The organism is Aeribacillus sp. FSL M8-0235 (assembly GCF_038000355.1).
GTDB lineage: Bacteria > Bacillota > Bacilli > Bacillales > Aeribacillaceae > Aeribacillus > Aeribacillus composti.
In genome coordinates, this window is record NZ_JBBOBW010000001.1 from 561,563 (window position 1) to 580,486 (window position 18,924).

General features: G+C 38.3%; 18 protein-coding genes. 8 read left to right on the forward strand and 10 right to left on the reverse strand.

Annotation, left to right across the window (positions count from 1 at the left end):
* The first annotated feature begins 128 nt into the window (after positions 1-128).
* Positions 129-1,178: a DctP family TRAP transporter solute-binding subunit gene (locus NSQ71_RS02885; RefSeq protein ID WP_066246907.1), complete on the forward strand. Its 1,050-nt coding sequence runs from the start codon at positions 129-131 to the stop codon at positions 1,176-1,178.
* A 394-nt stretch (positions 1,179-1,572) separates the two neighbouring features.
* On the opposite strand, the gene NSQ71_RS02890 is transcribed toward NSQ71_RS02885, so the two are convergent.
* Together NSQ71_RS02890 and NSQ71_RS02895 are read right to left on the reverse strand one after the other, a co-directional pair.
* A complete protein-coding gene (locus tag NSQ71_RS02890; protein WP_339194175.1) occupies positions 1,573-2,505 on the reverse strand; it encodes an Rpn family recombination-promoting nuclease/putative transposase in 933 nt (310 codons plus the stop codon).
* Positions 2,506-2,591: 86 nt separating this feature from the next.
* Complete coding sequence (locus NSQ71_RS02895; RefSeq protein WP_339194177.1) at positions 2,592-2,750, reverse strand: hypothetical protein; 159 nt, start codon at positions 2,748-2,750, stop codon at positions 2,592-2,594.
* Between the two features lie 142 nt (positions 2,751-2,892).
* Here NSQ71_RS02895 and NSQ71_RS02900 point away from each other — a divergent pair, with 142 nt between their 5' ends.
* Positions 2,893-3,123, forward strand: coding sequence for a hypothetical protein (locus NSQ71_RS02900; protein ID WP_339194178.1), 231 nt, complete (start codon positions 2,893-2,895; stop codon positions 3,121-3,123).
* Positions 3,124-3,418: 295 nt separating this feature from the next.
* Here the strand turns inward: NSQ71_RS02900 and NSQ71_RS02905 are convergent, their stop codons facing one another.
* The 8 genes from NSQ71_RS02905 to NSQ71_RS02940 all read right to left on the reverse strand — a co-directional run bounded on the left by NSQ71_RS02905 (position 3,419) and on the right by NSQ71_RS02940 (position 11,891).
* The gene (locus NSQ71_RS02905; protein ID WP_339194180.1) at positions 3,419-4,333 is read right to left on the reverse strand and encodes an aminopeptidase; all 915 of its coding nucleotides are present in this window, start codon (positions 4,331-4,333) and stop codon (positions 3,419-3,421) included.
* 7 nt (positions 4,334-4,340) lie between these two features.
* Positions 4,341-5,189: a DMT family transporter gene (locus tag NSQ71_RS02910; protein ID WP_340732784.1), complete on the reverse strand. Its 849-nt coding sequence runs from the start codon at positions 5,187-5,189 to the stop codon at positions 4,341-4,343.
* 286 nt (positions 5,190-5,475) lie between these two features.
* Positions 5,476-6,141 carry an AroM family protein gene (locus NSQ71_RS02915; protein ID WP_339197875.1) on the reverse strand — a complete coding sequence of 222 codons (666 nt, stop codon included), beginning with the start codon at positions 6,139-6,141 and terminating at the stop codon, positions 5,476-5,478.
* Between the two features lie 2 nt (positions 6,142-6,143).
* Complete coding sequence (locus NSQ71_RS02920; RefSeq protein WP_339194183.1) at positions 6,144-7,079, reverse strand: DUF1177 domain-containing protein; 936 nt, start codon at positions 7,077-7,079, stop codon at positions 6,144-6,146.
* Between the two features lie 12 nt (positions 7,080-7,091).
* Positions 7,092-8,141, reverse strand: a complete 1,050-nt coding sequence (locus tag NSQ71_RS02925) for a DUF917 domain-containing protein (RefSeq protein ID WP_339194184.1) — start codon at positions 8,139-8,141, stop codon at positions 7,092-7,094.
* A 12-nt stretch (positions 8,142-8,153) separates the two neighbouring features.
* The gene (locus tag NSQ71_RS02930) at positions 8,154-9,719 is read right to left on the reverse strand and encodes an OPT/YSL family transporter (protein WP_339194185.1); all 1,566 of its coding nucleotides are present in this window, start codon (positions 9,717-9,719) and stop codon (positions 8,154-8,156) included.
* A gap of 2 nt (positions 9,720-9,721) precedes the next feature.
* Positions 9,722-10,363 (reverse strand): aspartate/glutamate racemase family protein, encoded by a 642-nt coding sequence (locus tag NSQ71_RS02935; RefSeq protein WP_339194187.1) that lies wholly within the window; start codon positions 10,361-10,363, stop codon positions 9,722-9,724.
* Positions 10,364-10,697: 334 nt separating this feature from the next.
* Entirely contained in the window at positions 10,698-11,891 is a 1,194-nt protein-coding gene (locus NSQ71_RS02940; protein WP_340732787.1) for an ISL3 family transposase, read from the reverse strand.
* Between the two features lie 370 nt (positions 11,892-12,261).
* On the opposite strand from NSQ71_RS02940, the gene NSQ71_RS02945 reads away from it, so the two are divergent.
* The 6 genes from NSQ71_RS02945 to NSQ71_RS02975 all read left to right on the forward strand — a co-directional run bounded on the left by NSQ71_RS02945 (position 12,262) and on the right by NSQ71_RS02975 (position 18,923).
* Entirely contained in the window at positions 12,262-13,233 is a 972-nt protein-coding gene (locus NSQ71_RS02945; protein WP_340732789.1) for a helix-turn-helix transcriptional regulator, read from the forward strand.
* A 201-nt stretch (positions 13,234-13,434) separates the two neighbouring features.
* Positions 13,435-14,373: a hypothetical protein gene (locus NSQ71_RS02950; RefSeq protein WP_094245846.1), complete on the forward strand. Its 939-nt coding sequence runs from the start codon at positions 13,435-13,437 to the stop codon at positions 14,371-14,373.
* A complete protein-coding gene (locus NSQ71_RS02955) occupies positions 14,363-15,736 on the forward strand; it encodes a hypothetical protein (protein WP_094245847.1) in 1,374 nt (457 codons plus the stop codon). The genes NSQ71_RS02950 and NSQ71_RS02955 overlap by 11 nt, the downstream gene beginning before the upstream one ends.
* A 209-nt stretch (positions 15,737-15,945) precedes the next feature.
* Positions 15,946-16,263, forward strand: coding sequence for a transposase (locus NSQ71_RS02960; RefSeq protein ID WP_232515537.1), 318 nt, complete (start codon positions 15,946-15,948; stop codon positions 16,261-16,263).
* Between the two features lie 1,425 nt (positions 16,264-17,688).
* A complete protein-coding gene (locus NSQ71_RS02970; protein ID WP_066251550.1) occupies positions 17,689-18,069 on the forward strand; it encodes a GntR family transcriptional regulator in 381 nt (126 codons plus the stop codon).
* On the forward strand, positions 18,069-18,923 hold the full coding sequence (locus NSQ71_RS02975; RefSeq protein WP_066251558.1) for an ABC transporter ATP-binding protein: 855 nt from the start codon (positions 18,069-18,071) through the stop codon (positions 18,921-18,923). The genes NSQ71_RS02970 and NSQ71_RS02975 overlap by 1 nt, the downstream gene beginning before the upstream one ends.
* Position 18,924: the final 1 nt, after the last annotated feature.

Here is an 18,924-nt window from a genome sequence, read left to right on the forward strand (position 1 = left end):
AACCTCTTTTAGCTAAACGTTCATACTTGCTTTATTTTATCACAGATTTGCTTTCCTTTACTTTAGAGAAAGAGCATGCTTGGTATAATTTATGTTAAAATGATCAAAAACAAATGGTGTGATGAATCATGAAGAAAAAAATCGTGAGGTATTTGGCTATAGTATGTGCCGGGTTAGCCTTTGCGTTATTTTCCTATAATATCATTATACAATCTCAAAATGATCCACCGGTTTACGATGATGAGCAAGAGGGGCTAAAAGAGCAAATTAAAATCTATTTCAGCCATGTAGTGGCGGAGGATACGCCAAAAGGCTTGGCTGCACAAAGGTTTGCAGATTTGGTCGAGGAAAAGACGAAGGGCCGAGTAAAAGTGATTGTGTTTCCAAACGGTTCATTATATTCAGATAAAGATGAAATAGAAGCTTTAAGAAAAGGCAAAGTGCAAATGATTGCTCCTTCCTATTCAAACGTGGCAGAATTGGTTCCGGAATGGGAAGTGTTAGATTTACCGTTTATTTTTCAAAACGATGATAATGTTGAAAGGGTTTTAACAGGAAAAATTGGCGAAGAGCTGCTCAGTATGTTAGAACCGAAAGGATTTAAAGGACTGGCTTTTTGGGGAAATGGATTCAAACAAATGGTAAATAGTCAAATGTTTATGAAAAATCCGGATGATTTCAAAGACCAAAGATTTCGGATCATGCCTAATAAAGTCATAAAAAAACAATTTAACATGTTAGGAGCGGAACCGATTGCCCTCTCATTTGATCAAGTTTATGAATCATTAGAAGAGGAAGCATTTGACGGACAAGAAAACACAATTTCGAATATTTATTCAAAAAGATTTTATCAATTTCATCCGTATGTAACAATTAGCAATCACGGTTATTTAGGATATGTCGTAATGGTCAATGAAACATTTTGGAATCAGCTACCTAAAGACGTTCAAAAACAAATTATGGAAGCAATAGAAGAAACGACAGCTTGGAATATGAAACAATCGAAACAGCAAAATATAAGACAGCTTGAAGAAATGAGGCAAAATCCAAATATACATATTCATACGTTAACGGAAAAAGAGCGAAAGAAATGGCAGGAACGATTTGTGCCGCTTTACCAAGAATATGAAGCGAAATATGGAAAGCTATTAAAAGAAATAAGAAATGCAGCAAGCTGAACTAGCCATCGTTTCAGCTGAAAAATGGACTGTCCGCGAGGCGGCAGTCTTTTTTTATGCTCAAGTTTGACAGAGTACACTAAAGAAAAGCCCGAAAATACTGGTGTTTTGGACTTTACCCACAACACGTACCACTACACTTGTTAGTGGCACGTGTTTTTTTCTAAATTCTTACCGTTTTCTCCACCGATGATATATTCGTAAAACAAGCTTTACGCCCATCACCTACTTTCCCCTCTCCACTCTGATTCTTCCGAATGGACGTTTATATGTTTCATTTGCACGCCAGCCGGCAGCATGAAACAATTCAGTTTGGAACTTTTGGACTGGTATAACATACAGCGGCTATTCGGGGAATACGATCCCGTGAGGATGAGACCGGCACCATACCCAACTACTCTTTCAACAGGTGACGGATTTCTTCTTCCGGCAAATCCAGCATTTGCGCAATTTCTGTTACGCTCATTCCTTTTCCCCTCATTTTGCAAATAAGTTCACGCTCTTTTTGTCTCATCCCTTGCTCCAATCCTTGCTTTAGCCCTTGTTTCAACCCTTCCTCCATTCCCGCACGCCGTTCGCCCAGAAGGTTGGACAATTGATCCCGCAGCCATTTCAGCCGCATTTCATATGCGTAGCGATTTTCCGAACTGACGCTTAGCTTCTCCCACTCTTCCAATGCTTCGCGAATTTCTTGCTCGTTCATCGCCAACACCTCCAGTTCCTTGAGAATCGTCTCATCGATCTCTCGTTTCCGGGCATCTACCGCCGACAGCATCATCAACCAGGGCCACTCCGAAGATCGTTTGATCTCACGTCTGTATTTCTTCCATTTTACCATAAATTGTGATACATCAATGGCGTGAAATTCAAGATGCGTGCTCCAAAGAAATTGTTCTTTGTCTTCGCGGATATGAAAGATGGTGTGGAAACGGTCCGTTTCATGCGGAAAGAGCGGGTAGTTGAGGATGGCAATCATAATGGTGGGCGGAAGTTCGCTGTACCCTTGACCTTTGAAAAGCGACTGGGAAAAGAGCCTCGCCCAGTAATACAAAATCCGCTCCGGCATATCGTGCTGGTCAATGATTTGAATTTCCACGTTGATCCGCTCGCCTCGGTCGGTCCACACGAGCACATCCAACCGGTTCATTTTTCCCTCTTCTATCTCTTTTGTCAGCTCCATGTTTTCAAACTGCACATCAACAATCCGGTCATGGCCTGTCCGATGCAAAACCGCATTCAAAAAAGCGATTGTTATCTGCTTTCGGCTCGGATGACCGAACAATTGTTTAAACATAAAGTCCAGTTTTAAATCGAGGTATTCCTTCATAACATAACAGGGATCATCCTTTCGAGGAGAATGTGGAGAGGAGTTGAGGTTCATCTAAAGAAAAGCCAAAATCATTGACAGAGTTTTCAAACAAAAAGGAGCGCATCGCCTTCCAAAAACGCACTGCTTGGTGCATCCCAACCAGCAGCCGTTTTAATTAAAACTTTACCACCATACATTTCAAGAACATATGTTCTGTTAATGCTATTGTAATACACTTTATCTTCTCTTTCAACCACCAACATTTCGACAATTTTCGCATCCCCGCCAAACACTGCATCAAAAAGGAGAGCCTAGTTTACAAGACAGGCTCTCCTTTTCCCCTAGAAATAGATCCTTGTTGTCTTTTGGAAAACAGGAAGATGGGGAATCCCATGGGAGCAATCGGTGATTTGGTCACAGGTTATTGTTCTGAAAAACAGGAAGACGAGGAATCCCTCCTCATTTTCCTTAAACATAAATGGAGGCGGAAATGAAGGCATCGTCTTTATTGGAATCGATCGAAAGAAAAGACAAGCACTAGCCATGATCCGCGCCTCATCCGGAGAAGATTGGACGAGTTTCATCATAGTCCGCATTCCTTTGCTGCGCATTCCTTTACCGCATGTCCCGCATTAAAAAAGGAAAGGGGGAGTGTATGAATGGGTGCGAAGACCCCCGGCAAATCAAACCGCTTCCTTTTCACACAAAATTCAGGACTTAATCGCCTCCAACAAGTTTTTTAGCTTAACTTATACAAATTCCAGCTGCAATCAACTAAACGCAACAGGCAAAATTCAAACCATTTCATATCCTAAAGGATGAGAAATGGTGGTTTAATATTACTGGGTTGTATACCGCTGATGGCCGTGCTTTTTTATGCTGCAAACATTTCATGGTTTAATATTACTGGATTGTATACTGCTTCCTTCCATTAAAAAACAAACTCCACTGTCGGATTTTTCGTTACACAATCAATATGAACATCTGCTTTAACCATTCCGCCAAAGGTGTGATTGGAACCGAATGCAACGTGGACGGTATTGTACGCTTTTTCATCTTCCAAAATAACGCCTGTGATTCTTGCTGCATAGTTTGTTCCGATGCCTAACTCGCCTAACAAACGGCCGTTTCCATCCCCGAGCAGCGCCAGCAATTGAGCACCTGTCTCACCTGTGGCATCTACCAACCTCCCCTTTTCAATCGTTAATACAACAGGTTCATCGACTAAACCTATACCTGCAATCGAACCTGTAATCTCAATTTTTCCTACCGCTTGTTCTTCTAATGGAGCTATATACGCCTCACCTGAAGGAAGATTTCCGGATGCCGCTTTTCCGCGGAAAACACCTGTACTTGGTATGCCGTCTCTGCCTTCAACAGGAATCTTTAATTCATAGCTGTCGCCGGTTTTAATAATAACCATTTTTGCCTTTGTTAATTTTTCCGCTACTTCATTTGTTTCTTTTTCAACTATGCTATAATCTGCACTCATCGCACCATTCAAAAACATATCTTCTGTAATTCCCGGCATGGTAATGACACTAACTCCATGTTGATTGGCCGTTTTCCTTGCAGCAGTATGGGTCAATGAATGTTTCGTTAAACAAAAGACAAGATCAAATTCCAGCATTTTTTCTGCCGTTTCCTGCGGAGGTTCTTCCCCTGATTTACTCCGATCTTCCATTACATGAATTTTCGTTTTCCACCCATCATTTTTTAGAGCCTTTTCAAATTTTCTCCCTAACGATTCTGTACTATTATCCGTTAAAACAAGGATAGATATATTTTTGTCTACTGAAAAATTATTTTTCATTAAATTATGAACGGTTTCTTGAAAACTGCTCATACCCTTTTCACTCCTTATTTTGCGTAAAATATATACTTGCCAAAACAAAAATGAAAGCGATGATCGTACCGAAACCGAGTGGTTCATCCAATAAAAAAACACCTAACAGAATCGTGGTAATTGGCATCAAATAGGTAATAAATAAGGCAAAAATGGCGCCGCCGGATTTAATTAAATAAAAATACAACAGATTCCCGATACCCGAATTAAATACGCCTAACATAACAAAATAGAAAAAATTATTTCCACTAAATAAATATTGATAGCTATCAAGATCAAATAAAAGCATAAAAATACCGGAATAAATACTGCCGACAGCCATTGAAACAAAGGACAATGTGTAGACAGAAACCGAACTCAAAAACTTGCCTGTCAAAATCGAAGACAATGTATAAAAACTGACTGCTACTAACAGAAATATGGCACTCATAACCTGAAATTGCCCAGAAAATCCAAAAACAAAAGATAATACTATACCGATAAAGCCAATGGCGACACCTAATAGTTCTTGTCGATGAACCTTCTGTTTTAATAGAAAAACACTAAATAAAACGCCAAAAATCGGACCTGTTGCATTGATAACCGCACTAATGGTTGTATCTAAACCCTTTTGGCTAAAACTCATAAATACCCATGGAACACCTGCGCTTAACAAGGTAATTCCAATTAAGGCACCCTTATTTTTAAAGTCTGTTTTTTTCTTTTTCAATAGAACGAATGGCAACAAAACCAGACCGCCAAATAAACAACGATAAAAAACAATAGAAACCGCATGAAAATCTGGTAAAAGCAATTTTGTAAAATAAAATGTCGATCCCCAAAGGAGGCTTAATACAAATAAAGCCAATACTGGCATTTCAGATTACATCCTTCCATGCTATAGGAAAACGAAAGCGCCCATTAAGCGATCTGCTTCCAGGCCTAGAGCCGCAGGACTGTGAACAACATCGGTGAAACAGCATCGCATAAAGAAAAAGCGAATGCTTTTTCGGGGAGATAAAAGGCACGATGGGGCTTGTGATCCGATGTTGTCCAAATCGTACGGAGGCGATGGAAACCTCGCTCCTGCTAAAGCACTTCAGCATTTAAGTTCAAAATGTAATTTCTTACTTTAAAAAGAGATCCGGATAGATCCGGATCAACTAAAAGACATATTCTGCAGCAATCCGTGCCACAAGTGTACGTGGAAGAATCACCGGCAAACCGCTCCCTTTTTTCGCTTCAAGTTTATGGGTTTCATTGTACCCCATACAATCCAACACAATTAACTCTGCACCCTGTTCTTTTAAGGATGCAGCCGCTCCGGCGATATCGCTTTCTTCATAAGGAGAAGCGGCTGCCGTTACCAATTCCAGTCCGACGCCCTCCCATTTTTTCGCTAATGAATGCCGCTGCTTTTCTAATGGAACCACTAACCCTAATTTACTGCCGCCCGTCATAATGGCTTGAACTGTATGCACTAAAATTTTATCCGGATAAATGATTGGTTTTGTTGTCACTAATGTTGGAAAATCACCGGTACATAACATAATCACTACTTCCACATCTTGTTCCAATTTGGTCAATTCATCCTGTAATAATGGAAGCAGCTTGCTTTTTCCAATCTCGACTGATTGACCATTGCGGAGTCGGGAAATATAAACTGTGTCCGAACCCTCAGGTTTGATGGCATCCATCGTTTCTTCCGTTAGCCGATCCAATCCGCCTCTTTCCACGATTTCTACATCCGCACCGAAAATTTTTTGAAAGGAAGGAGTGGCATCTGTGCGAGGGGATTGGCCGATTGTTAGTACACCAACCTTAGCCATGATTACTCATCCCCTAAAGTTTGCAAATGTTTCATGGAACCATAGAGTTTCACTAAGCGTTCATATTCTTCTTTATCATAAAATTCAAAGTTGCCTTGAGTATATTCTTTTGCCACTTCAATGCAAAATCTTACAGCTTGGGCAATATCGACTTCATGGCTAGCACCAGTACCGCATCCCGGTACAGCTGTTTTGGCAGTGATAGCGACGCCGACAACCGGTGCATCTGTTGCAACGGCAGGCTGAAGAATGCTATTTAAGTGGTAGACGCCATTGCCGTATGGCGTAATATCTTGCGTTGTGACAGCAAACGTGACTGGTAAATCACCCGTTGTCATTTCCATAATTCGCAGTAAATCATCATTGAATTTTAAAATATATCCTGATTTGACTGTTGGAGAAATCGCAATACCACGGTGGTTTATCACTTTATTTCCTTTCGTTGTATCAATCGATAAAACGGCGTCCATTTCCGGGACTACTTCATATCGATTCATTGTTAATATATCAACAGGAGAATCCATAAAATCTACAGGTTCATGCGGCCGTGTAGGCGCATCCGGACAAATATGTGTCGTTACATAAACATCACCGGGCAACCGGTCCCCTTTTTCGGACATGATTGCAAGTTTTAAAGCTATTGTTACAGCCGCGGCTGCTCCATCACCGTCGGAAACAAATCCAATCCGATTTGGACGTGCGCCCAAACCGCCAAGTCTTCCGACAACACCCAATGTCGGAGCATGTCCGCCGCTCGATTTCCCATTTGTCCCTTTAATTAATATTTTGACAAAATCTGTTGACCCATTTTCACCAGTTACTGTTGTGTAGCTTGCTTCCACATATTTTTTTCCTTCAAATAAGCGGACAACCGCTTCTCCATTAACTGAAGCATCATCTAGTAATTCCAAAACTTCCATTGTATATTTTAAAGACATCCTACTCTCTCCTTATACAATTTTTTTGTTAATAACAGGTTCAATGGTTTTTAACAAATTGTAGTTATACATGGTTGAGCTTAATTTCAAATTCTCTTTTGGAACGGAAATGACGGCTACTTTCAGTCCCTCTTTCACCTCAGCACTGACAACCGGCATTCCTGTTTCGGCATTGAAAGTCATAATTAAATCAGGAAATGTCCCTTTTCTCTGGCCATTGACTTCGACTGTCATGTACTCATTCCAAAATGTTAATTCCAAGTCATCAACTTTTACAAACCCTACATCAAAACCGCCTTTTTCTTCAAGCTCGCAATAACTAACCGTTCCGGAATGAATAACACGCCCTTTTAAATGGGACGCAACGGCTTCAATTCTTTCCGGTCCCTCCGGTGCTGACAAAAAGACTTCGCCGAGTTCAATTGCTTGAGTAATGCCGCCTACTGCTGCATTTTCTTTTACATAATCAACAGTTACCGGATTTCGGCAAACGGCAACCATTCCGCCCGCTTCTACTGAAATACTTCTGACAATTTTACCGGCTGATTCCAGGGATGATTTTACGACACCTTCCACTTGTCTTTTCCCTTTTCCGCCGGCAAATGACTGGATCGAAACATAACCGTCAACTTCAGACAAATTCATGGAGCCCATCGCCCCTGTTGGATGGGCGCGTCCGTTGCTTGGCGCATCAATAACCGGCAGCCCGGTTGCCGCTGCCTGCAGCCAGCCATTTATCGTTGTTGCTGCCCCATTTTCATTTGTCATAAGCGCTTTAATAGGATGGTGAAACTCCTTTAGCATCCGGTTTACAGTCTCAACAAACTGGTCGGAACTAACAGAAGCTTCCTTAGAAGATGGAGCCCCTACTAATGAAACATTGACTACATAATCGCCGCCCTGTAATTCATCAATTGAAACTAATTCCGGCTGGCCAATGGAAAAAGTAGACTCGGCTTTTTGGAGACCGTCATGAATCCAGCCTCCGCCTCCCCCGCCGAGAATACAGCCGCCGTAAACGGCTTTTTTCGCATCTTCCATCGTTAATGTTTTTCTAGCCATTCTATCACCTCATTATTTCGCTTTAAACACGGATGAGAAGAAACTATATAATGCATCGCCGGCAATAAATCCAGCTGCGGTCGTATACATCTTATTTTCAGCTTCAGATCCTATAAATTTGATAACAAGAACGCGAATTATTAAACCGACAATAACAGCCCATCCTGCTAAAGGATTCATAATAAGCAACCCAGTAGCCAGCATAATGCCCAATTGTCTTTCCGTACCGCCAATCAGCTGAATAATCACCCCGGGAATGGCCCATAAGAGCAACATAAGACCAACATTCCCGCTTAATCCAGACTTAATGGTGGATGCATATACATGATCAACCGGCGGAACTAAGCCTTGTCCAAAAAAGTTCTTGGAAAATAGGGCAACCATCACAATTGCGATAATGAACCCGATAAATGCACTTTTCAATTGTATTTTCCGTCCATATAATTCTTGTTCAACGGAAACGCCAGTCCGAATGATGTTGCCGGATTTCAAATCATATCCAAAATCTGCAAAAGCAGGTCCTGTTGCTGCTGTAAAACCGGTCAGCAATGCTAATGCAACTGGCGGGAAGCCGAGTATCATGCCGATTAACAATGAAATAAGTGTTACCGCAAATGCCGGGAACCAACCGGAGTGCATAGCCGCAATCCCGACTATAATTTCATGCACTAATGCAGCAAAAGCAGCAAATATAATGAAAAGAATCAATTGACCAAATGGCATTTCAGTAATGAGCCCGCCCATGACGGCAATTAGAATAGCGATTCCTAAGTAAAGCAGGAATCCAAAACCAAAACCTTTTTTAATATCGTCAGCACCGCGGGTATATTCGTATCCGCTTGTGTCTGTAACTTTTCCACCTTGTTTTCTCGTTTTCGTAAAAGTAATGATAAACTGAATAAGAGCAACGAGACCTGCGCCGATCATCATGCCATGTGGGATATAATAGTCTCCTAAATTCAAGCCAAACAACGGTTGCGAGTATCCGTTAAGTAATAAACCAATACCGAACATGCTCAAAGCCCAAAAATTCCCGATGAATGCAACACCAAAGGCCGACATGGAAATGCCGAAGTGGGATCCAACTAATCCGCCAAGAATCCCCAATCCAAGATATTTTGCCTTTTTGCCGCCTTCATCACCGGCTTTTAAAGCTTCGGCCGTGGCAACACCTGGAGGCCATACTTCGTTTGCCCCGAAAAGTTTCGTATCGAAAACTTTATAAAGGATAAGGGCATCGGTTAAAAGCGCCAATCCGGCTCCGATTAACATTGGGATAATAAGGTCCGGCAAGCCCATTACAAATGGAAGTCCAATTGGTATTAATAAACTATTGGCAGCCCCAAAAGTGGCAGCTGAAATGGATGTCTGAACTAAATTTTGATTTTCCAACGACTTAAATTGTTCAAAGATTTTAATTGGAATTCTCGCAAATAACATGGCGATTAATGCGCCAATAATGGATGTATTTGGCGTAATACCGAGCGTTGTAATTAGTTGCATCCCGATAATGGCGCCAAAAATAGAAATAAGAACAGAAAAAATAAAAAAGGTTAAATTGAATGTCCTATTTTGCATCTTTATGACCCCTTTTTAATTAATTGATAACCAATCCCTTGCGCCTCCACTAAATCGATAACAGGTACAGAAATTTTTCCGTTTAAATAATCTTTAAGTCCAATAGTGGAAAAACCTGTACAAGCAAACAGGATACAATCGGCGCCAGAGTTGATGACATCCTTTACTACTTCTAATAATTCATCTTTTGCCGTGGAAGCGAATAAATCGGTTGTTTTTCTAAGAGAAGGATGATAGGAGTAGGAATGGAATTTCCTTCCCAATTCCTCTTTCATTCGTGCTGGAGGTGCGTCGGTAATGCCAATGATGCCAATACGGTTTCCTACCATACTTGCAGCATGCGCCCCACAACCCCCAGCACCTAAAACCGGCAAATCAATTTCATTTCTTGCTTCATCCAAGCCTGGATCTGCAGCACAACTAATGGTAATGGCATCAATGTTCGGTTTTTCCGCCAATTCTTTAGCTAACTCAACGATTTTGGGTATGGCTTTTTTCTCCGATTCATCATCGTATATTCCATTAGGTTGCGATGGAATACAGCGTGTGACCGATTCTATGGAAAAATATTCTTTCAATTTCTTCCCGTGTTCATTTAAAATTTTTTCATCATCAGTTGTTAAAACACGAATAATCCCTAACAATTGAACCACCTCTATCGGATTTTTCACCATTATAAATTTTTCAACTATTTCTATAAATGCAAAAAGAGTGAAATCATTTTCTTTCTGAATTATCCATATTGTGCATTGTTGATCTTTACGCAAATGATCTATTTGATAAAAAAAGAGTCTCATCACCATATTCTGTGATGTTCACACAATTCCGGCAATAAGTTAGCAAGATTGATACTCAATCTAGAGTAGCTCCTTCGTCAGCTTGCAGACCACTAAGTGGGTAGAATGGAAGCGGTCAAGTGCTTTCCTTGACGGCTTCCATTCTACCAACTACAATGCGGAAAGCTGATGAAGGGCATGGTTAAGCAACCTGATTTTTATAAGTTTTACCTGTACATTCCAAAAATACACGTAGCCGAAATCTTTCAAGGTTTCTGAAGCCAAAAGCACGTCTTTTGATGTTCTTACTCTTATGGTTTGTACCTTCAATCCGGCCATTCGTAAAAGGGGTAAGAAAATATTGTAAAATTTGTGCCTTCCAATTTTCTATCGTCTTGGCAACTTGATGAAATGAAGGAAATGGGCTGCTCCATGCGAGTTGAATCCATTCTTCTAAGAGTGAATCAGCTGTATCATAGTCATTCACTTGGTATATTTCTCTAAAGAGTTCTTTTAGAAAATAGGCATATGACAATTCTGAATGCTCTTTGAGCATCTCGTCTAATTGTTGTTTTTCATTAGCCGTTAACTTTTCAGAACCTTTCAAGAGTTTAAACCGTCCCTTTTTTAGTCCAGGAGTTTTCTTTCTAACTTGGTCAAGTGCATGTGTCACCTTTTGCACCACATGATATTTATCAATGACGATACAGGCCTCTGGGAATATAGATTTAACAGCTTTATGGAAGGGATCCCACATATCCATAACAACGGTATGAACACATTTATTAGACAGAATCTTCTTGGCAAGTAAGATCTGAGTTGAATGATAACTCCGTTGATGTTCCATACCAAGCACACTCCCGGTTTGGGTATCCATAAGAACTGTTTCATATCGGTGACCCTTTCGGACAGCGATCTCATCAAGGCTAAGGATTAATGCATCGTTTTCTAAAACACTTTCAAGAGTTTCTAAATGCTCCTTCTCTTTTTCTTTAGCAACGGAATAAAATATTCTTTCAACGGTTGTATAAGGTATTTTTTCCTTTCGACTCACTTCTTGGATAGTAGAGCCAATGCACATTTCGTACAGATATTCTCTGTACCGATTGGTCTGATGCTTATTAGGACAGATAGATTCAAATGTTTGTGAAAATACCTCATTACAGTTGTGACAACGGTATCTATACACTCTGACAAACAAGAAAAGGGGCTTACCTAATACGGACAAGTCACGAACCTTTCTTGTCCGCCAGTCATGGGCATGACTAGAAAAAAAACCGCAGTAAGAACAGCGTTCTTCTGTAGTATTTTTCTCAACATGTAACAAACTGCAATCTTCAAGAAACACTTGTTTAACAACTTCAAATTCTGGCAAATCTAGTGATACGGAAAACACTTTAGAACCTCCTGTTATGTTAAGTCACGCTAACATTATTGCCAGGAATTCGTGAGTGTTTTCCTTATTTTTTGGGTTAAATCACAAAATGTGGTGATGAATCTTTTTTTCTTAAAGTACAAATACTGTCCATGTCTTGATGATAATGTAATAGTGTTATCACTCAATATTACTAAATTGAGGATGAAAAAATGACTAATCAGAAACCATTCCGAAGTAAAAGTTTTTATTTAAAGGATTTTTATTCCATTATTTCTGTACCCTAATTTTATGCATTGTACCTTATTACATCTTTTTTGTGTTTAATTCCATATAGTAACATATATTTAGTTTCTAAAATTGAAATTTTTTGTCGGAATGGAGGATTTTCATGGACGAGCAACAATCAAAATCGCTTCGAATTTTGTCATTATATGAACGTCTTTGCCAAGGAGATACGATTTCGAAAAAGGAAGAAGCGGTTCGTTTTGGTGTGAATGAAAAAACAATTCAGCGTGATATTGATGAATTGCGTACATACATCGCCAATAATTTTGAAGCATCAATGGTATTAGAATATGATCGGAAGAAAAATGGCTACGTATTAAGACGAAATGAAAACATTTGGTTAACGAATGAAGAAATACTCGTTTTAGCAAAAGTATTACTGGAAAGCAGGGCATTTCAAAAAGCAGAAATGGATCAGTTATTGGATAAACTCATTTTGCAATCACAGCCTGAAAATCGACGATTTATCCAAGAAGTGATTCGCAACGAGCGCTTTCATTATGTCCCGGTGCAACATAATCAATCGCTGATAAACATGATTTGGGATTTAAGTTATGCGGTACGAACGAAGCGAGTGACAATTATCGATTATCAAAAGGAAGGAAATGATTCTCCTGTTAAAAGAAAGCTCAAGCCTGTTGGAATCGTTTTCTCTGAATATTATTTTTATTTAGTAGCGTTTCTCATAGACTACGATTTTAGTTTTCCGACAATTTATCGAATGGATCGAATTGTCGATTACTGTATTACTGATGAGCGTTTTAAAGTTGACTATAAAAATCGATTTGAAGAAGGAGAATTTCGAAAGCGAGTCCAGTTTATGTATGCAGGTGAACTAATGAAAATTACGTTCCGTTTTTGGGGACCTTCCTTACAAGCTATTTTAGATCGATTACCGACTGCAAAGATTATTGCAAAAGATGAACAATCCGTCACAATTGAAGCAGAAGTTTACGGCCGTGGCATTAAAATGTGGCTTTTAAGCCAAGCGCAATATTTAGAAGTGTTAAAACCTGAAGAATTTCGGAATGAAATGAGAGAAACGATAGAAAAAATGTTGAAGAACTATAAATAAGAATAAATATACACATCGTTATTTAAAAGTAATTTTGTCGAAATTTATCGTTTTTTTGTAGATTTTATCCTAAAAAATTATAGTAAAATATACCTGCAAATTTTTAATTATCAAAAGCCTGTTTATAAATCTAAAAAACATCTGTATTTTCTACTCAATTCTTTAACTATGATTATAATTATTCGCTAGGAGGGCAACACAGTGACAAAAGAAAAAATAAAAACTCTAGAAGTGCTAGATGAAAAAACGAAAAAAGTATACACGCGCGTGTTAATAGCCTTCATAAAAGAACAGGGAGAATTACATCCAAAGCAACTTTCTGATTTATATTTATTTATGTCCCAAATTGGACTGAGTTCTGAATCACGGCATGACCTTCGTGCTTTTCTGAGCAATGATTCAAACGTATCTTTTGTTGATGTACTTCATTGTTTGATGAGTGAGATGCAAACGTTAAATAGTGAAGAACAAGAAGCAATGAAATTTTCAATTATTAAAGATTTAGCACGTTTAATAAAAGCAGCAAATTATAACCCTCGTTTGGATAACAATCTAATAATTACAGCTGAAAAGTTTTATCCTGAAAAGGCTGAAGAAATTCTAGCACTTGTTATTAAATCTATAGATAACGACGAAAAATTTCTTAAAGGTGAGATTTCCATAAGTGAATTTGAAAAGAGGACTAAAGATTTAGCTTCAAAAGCCGCAGCAGTAGGGGTTCCCATTGCAGCTGTATATTTTTCTGGAAGCGTTGTTGGATTAAGTGCAGCTGGCATTACTTCAGGCTTAGCGGCGCTTGGATTTGGTGGATTGTTAGGTCTCAGTTCAATGATTACTGGAATTGGGACAGTTGTCATTTTAGGAGTCATGGCTTACAAAGGAGTTCGTTGGATACTTGGCAAGAACGAACGTGAGTTACGGAACAAACGTGAAAAGCTAATCCAAGACATATTAAAAACACATCAAAAAGCAATAAATATACTTATAGAAGATATTAATGAACTTGCAAATAAATTGGAACAATACATGAGTCAATCCAATCGGAATGAAGAACTGCTTGAAAAATTGAAACGTGAGCTTGAGATATTTAAAGCTGCACTTAATTCTTTAGAAGAAAGGAAAGAGCAATTTGAAATTTAACAAATATGAGCGTATTGTAGCATACCAGAGACTTGAACTTCTTGATTTGAGACGGTTATTTTCCGAAGTTGAAGTCGATTTGCAAGATTATTTATCTCGTGAACAACGAATTAATATAGAAGCAAATATAATTCAAGATGAATTATCTAGTATAAGACAACGCCTAGAAGCATTAGGTGTCGATTTCAATAAATTCGAAACGTCTACATCACCTAGTGTGAAAAGTATACATATCCCTGTAAAAACGTACCGAAAAATTGAATCTACGGATTTTAATAATGATTTCAATCGTTTATTACAACTGGCTGATCAACGGTTGAGTGATGCCGGCATCGATTTAAAACGAGATCCTTTATTACAAATTATCAGCCAAAATGAATTAAAACAGAGTCAAGATGATTACTTAAAAAATTTCGGAAATATCGAATGGACAAAATCTGACTACCTTATTGTTTTGATTGCTGGGCTTGTTGCAACCCTTCTTGATATTTTTTTAGTGAAAATTCCAACTGATACTAACTTTTTAGGTAATATGCAAGAAGGTTCTCCAATCACAAAGTGGATTAAGGAGAAATCTTCAGAAATTCACAAATCATTTTTTGAGGATTTGGAAAAGAAAGCGAAAGTGGTCTTTGATGCTTCAACTGACGTTTCTCTTGATCAAGAAGTTGCCGGTTTAAATCCACATTTTCATCGACTTATGAGTTTTGGGCACGATCCCATTCTTGGTTTTATTTTTGGAGTTATTGATGTTATGAAAGGAACCGGGACATTTGTAGATAAGTATGGAAATCTTATTGTTGCTAAAAATAATGGATACTCACCGGAAAGTAATTTTTTCATCGCAATCATTAAAGTATTTCTTCATTTACTTTCTGATATTTTTACAAAGGCAGGGATTCAACCGCCGTTTTTCACACTTGTTCAGCTTATTAAAGCTAAATCTCCATTTGTACTTGGTCCTTCTGGTGAAAAGGTTAGTTGGACCGATGTTGCTCGCTATATGTACAAGCATGGATATGATTTTCGTCATTTTTTAACTACGGGCATTGTACCAGCATCAGTTGATATTATTATCCGTTTATACTGGTACGCTTCAAAAATGTTTTCTGATGATCCAGAAACCCACTTTCCAAAAGCAAAGCTAGCATCTTTGTTAATGCTGGGTCACTCTATTGCTTTATCTGGAAATTTTATAAAAACAGGGTTGATTTACCATATGAATCCCCTTGCACTTAATTGGTCACAAATTCTTCGCATGGTTCCAATCGTTATTTCTTATATAAAAGAAAAAATTGAGAGAGATAAGAAGATACGTAAATCTATAGATAAGGAATGGATATTATTGTATAAGGGGATCTAGGCTATGGTTATTCAATGACAAGGAAATGTTTTAAAAATAAAAAACGAAAAAGCAATTGTAAGAAATATCCAAATAGCGAAATCGTGATAGAAAATGTCAATAATATCACCAAAAACATCTAAAGTTACATTCTCATTAGCCCCCTAATGAATTTGGACACTCGATAAGGTGTTTTTTATAATCGAAGTGACCAATGAAGGGGACTTTTGATGTACATGAAACGAAGAAAACATTCGAAGGAATTTAAGCTACAAGTAGTGAAAGAAGCATTAGAAGTTGGAAATAAAGCATTGGTAGCTAGAAGATACGAGCTTAGCCCGAATCTCGTGCAAAGATGGGTGAAGGCATACGAAGAAGGACAGCTAGGACAAGAAACAGTTACCCATTCCTCTTCAGCTGAAATCAAAAGGCTGGAGGAAGAAAATGAACAGCTCAAGAAGCTATTAGGGGAAAAAGATTTAGAAATCGCGATTTTGCGTGATTTGATAAAAAAGAAGAACCCTCACTTACTGAAAAATTGGAAGTAGCCGAGCAGTGGAGCGAGAAAGGATATCCGATTACAAAAGTATTGGAGATTCTAGAAATGAATCGCTCAACCTACTATTTTTACGGAAATGAAAGAGTTTTATAAAAATATTTTTAAAGTAGAACCACATAATGCATAATGAAGGAATATTTTCATCTAATTTCAAGATATATCGTTAATTTCTTTGTTTCATTACTAAATATATCCTCTCCTATCTTTTGATAGGGGAGCTTTGTTTGTGCGCCCGGCATGGGTGTAATCTATAGGGTGAAAGTCCCGAGCTGCGAAGGCAGAAGTAGCAGTTAGCTTAACGCAAGGGTGTCCGTGGTGACGCGGAATCTGAAGGAAGCGAGCGGCAAACTTCCGGTCTGAGGAACACGAACTTCATATGAGGCTAGGTATCACTGGGTGAGTTTGCAAGACAAAACAAAGCCCTTTCTGCCGAAGGTGATACAGAGTAAATGAAGCAGATGGATGGAAGGAAAGATTACACTCTTACCCGGGGAGGTCTGGCTGGCACGCCAAGTAACCTTGGTAACCTATCTAGTGATAGATAGCTGAACAGTCAGAAGTCAGCAGAGGTCATAGTATTAGTTGGTCTAGAACAACTAAGAAGGACCGAACAATTAAGAGAGAATAGCCCTTGGCATTCAGTGAGTCATGATGAACACAGAAAACGTAGTACCTCACTTGAGGGAGGAAGCGGTGAATCCCGTGGGAGATCTCTTGGAGGGTGGAGTGACCACTGGCATAAAGAGAACAGCTATTCACGGAAGTTATAAAGACTTGCGTCAATTATCTTAATTGAACCGCCGTATACGGAACCGTACGTACGGTGGTGTGAGAGGACGGGAGTTAATCGCTCCCTCCTACTCGATTGCGTGCTTATGGTTTTAATTTCCAAGGACTTTTTATTGTTTTTCGTATCATTGAGGTATTTCCTTTAAAAATTAAACAACTATTTTTTAACACTGATATCTATCCCGCTCCTATTATTTTTACCAAAGGGAGCGGGATTTTTTGTTCTATCACTATTGTTATATTTTTGATAGGAAAGAAAAGGAGAGGGAGAAGTTTAAATCCATTCTTTGCAGAAAAGCCATCAAATCAAAAATCACTTCCTGCAGCAAGAACTACCCCTAACCCCAAAAAAGTAAAAAACGCGTAAGGTTCGCTCCGATAAAACTCACGAATAGAGAACAGAACGCGTACTGTTGCGTAAAGATAAACAAATATAACTGTTGTAATGCCGGCAATTGTTCCAACTGATATAACTCCTGCAACAAAATTTTGTCCGACTGCATGAAACGTAAATTTGTAAATACCTTGATATTTCAAAAATTTTTAATTAAAATTTAATTGTAAATATTGTATATTATGTATATGGTGTATATGTAATACATATACAGTTAAAAGAGGTTTTTCTATGAAAATAATACTTAAAAACAGTTCCGAACAACCTTTATACCAACAAATAAAAGATCAAATTAAGGGTGCCATTCTCCGTCAAGAATTAAAAGAAGGAGAAAAACTACCTTCCATTCGTTCACTAGCAAATGATTTGCATGTTAGTGTTCTTACAACGAAAAGAGTATATGAAGAGTTAGAGAAAGAAGGCTTTATTATAACTATTGTAGGAAAGGGGTCATTTGTAGCGTCTGAAAACATGGAAATGTTATTGGAATCTAAAAGGCATCTGGTGGAAAAAAAGCTCTCAGAAGTGTGGCAAATGGCTAGAACTCTTGGAATAAATAAAGAAGAACTTTACTCAATGATGGATATCATTTTTGAAGAGGATGATGAATGATGAAAGCCGTTTTAGAGGTAAATAACTTAAAAAAAGAGTTAGGTAGTTTCAGCTTAGAACAATTAACTTTTTCACTAAAGGAAGGCTGCATAACAGGATTCATCGGTGTAAATGGTTCTGGGAAAACAACAACAATTAAAACCATTCTTGGACTTTATCCCAAAGATGACGGTAGCATTAAATTTTTTGGTAAAGATATGGAAAAAAATGAATGCGAAATAAAAAATCGCATTGGTGTAGTTTTAGACGAAGGCTATTTTTATGAAGAGATGACATTGAAAGAAATGAAGAGTATTATTGCCCCAGCATATACGAATTGGGATGAATCTGTTTTCTTAAACTACATAAATCGTTTCAATTTAAAATTAAACCAGAAAATTGCCACTTTATCGAAAGGTATGCGTATGAAATTTGCTATTACTTTAGCTCTATCTCACCATGCGGATTTATTAATAATGGATGAACCAACAAGTGGGCTTGATCCATTAATTCGTAATGAGTTAATGGAAATACTTTTAGATTTCATGGAGGAAGAGGGGAAAAGTGTTTTCTTTTCTACTCATATTACGTCTGATTTAGAGAAAGTAGCTGATATGCTTATTTTAATCGACAATGGCAAAATCGTATTCAATGAAAGTAAAGACGAACTATTAGAAAGACACGCTTTGATAAAAGGGGATAATCGTTTAATAAATGAACACTCGACTAAATTATTTTTAAGATTACGTCAAACACCATTTGGATTCGAAGGAATTACCAATAAAGTAGATCAAGTATGTGAGCAAATGAAAGATATTATTATAGAAAGACCCTCCATTGAAGATGTAATGTTGGCTTATGTAAAGGAGAGATAAA

Coding starts and splice junctions, on each gene's coding strand:
- NSQ71_RS02885 (WP_066246907.1), top strand. CDS start 129: ATGAAGAAAAAAATCGTGAGGTATTTGGCTATAGTATGTGCCGGGTTA.
- NSQ71_RS02890 (WP_339194175.1), bottom strand. CDS start 2,505: ATGAAGGAATACCTCGATTTAAAACTGGACTTTATGTTTAAACAATTG.
- NSQ71_RS02895 (WP_339194177.1), bottom strand. CDS start 2,750: ATGTTGGTGGTTGAAAGAGAAGATAAAGTGTATTACAATAGCATTAAC.
- NSQ71_RS02905 (WP_339194180.1), bottom strand. CDS start 4,333: ATGAGCAGTTTTCAAGAAACCGTTCATAATTTAATGAAAAATAATTTT.
- NSQ71_RS02910 (WP_340732784.1), bottom strand. CDS start 5,189: ATGCCAGTATTGGCTTTATTTGTATTAAGCCTCCTTTGGGGATCGACA.
- NSQ71_RS02915 (WP_339197875.1), bottom strand. CDS start 6,141: ATGGCTAAGGTTGGTGTACTAACAATCGGCCAATCCCCTCGCACAGAT.
- NSQ71_RS02920 (WP_339194183.1), bottom strand. CDS start 7,079: ATGTCTTTAAAATATACAATGGAAGTTTTGGAATTACTAGATGATGCT.
- NSQ71_RS02925 (WP_339194184.1), bottom strand. CDS start 8,141: ATGGCTAGAAAAACATTAACGATGGAAGATGCGAAAAAAGCCGTTTAC.
- NSQ71_RS02930 (WP_339194185.1), bottom strand. CDS start 9,719: ATGCAAAATAGGACATTCAATTTAACCTTTTTTATTTTTTCTGTTCTT.
- NSQ71_RS02945 (WP_340732789.1), top strand. CDS start 12,262: ATGGACGAGCAACAATCAAAATCGCTTCGAATTTTGTCATTATATGAA.
- NSQ71_RS02960 (WP_232515537.1), top strand. CDS start 15,946: ATGTACATGAAACGAAGAAAACATTCGAAGGAATTTAAGCTACAAGTA.
- NSQ71_RS02970 (WP_066251550.1), top strand. CDS start 17,689: ATGAAAATAATACTTAAAAACAGTTCCGAACAACCTTTATACCAACAA.
- NSQ71_RS02975 (WP_066251558.1), top strand. CDS start 18,069: ATGAAAGCCGTTTTAGAGGTAAATAACTTAAAAAAAGAGTTAGGTAGT.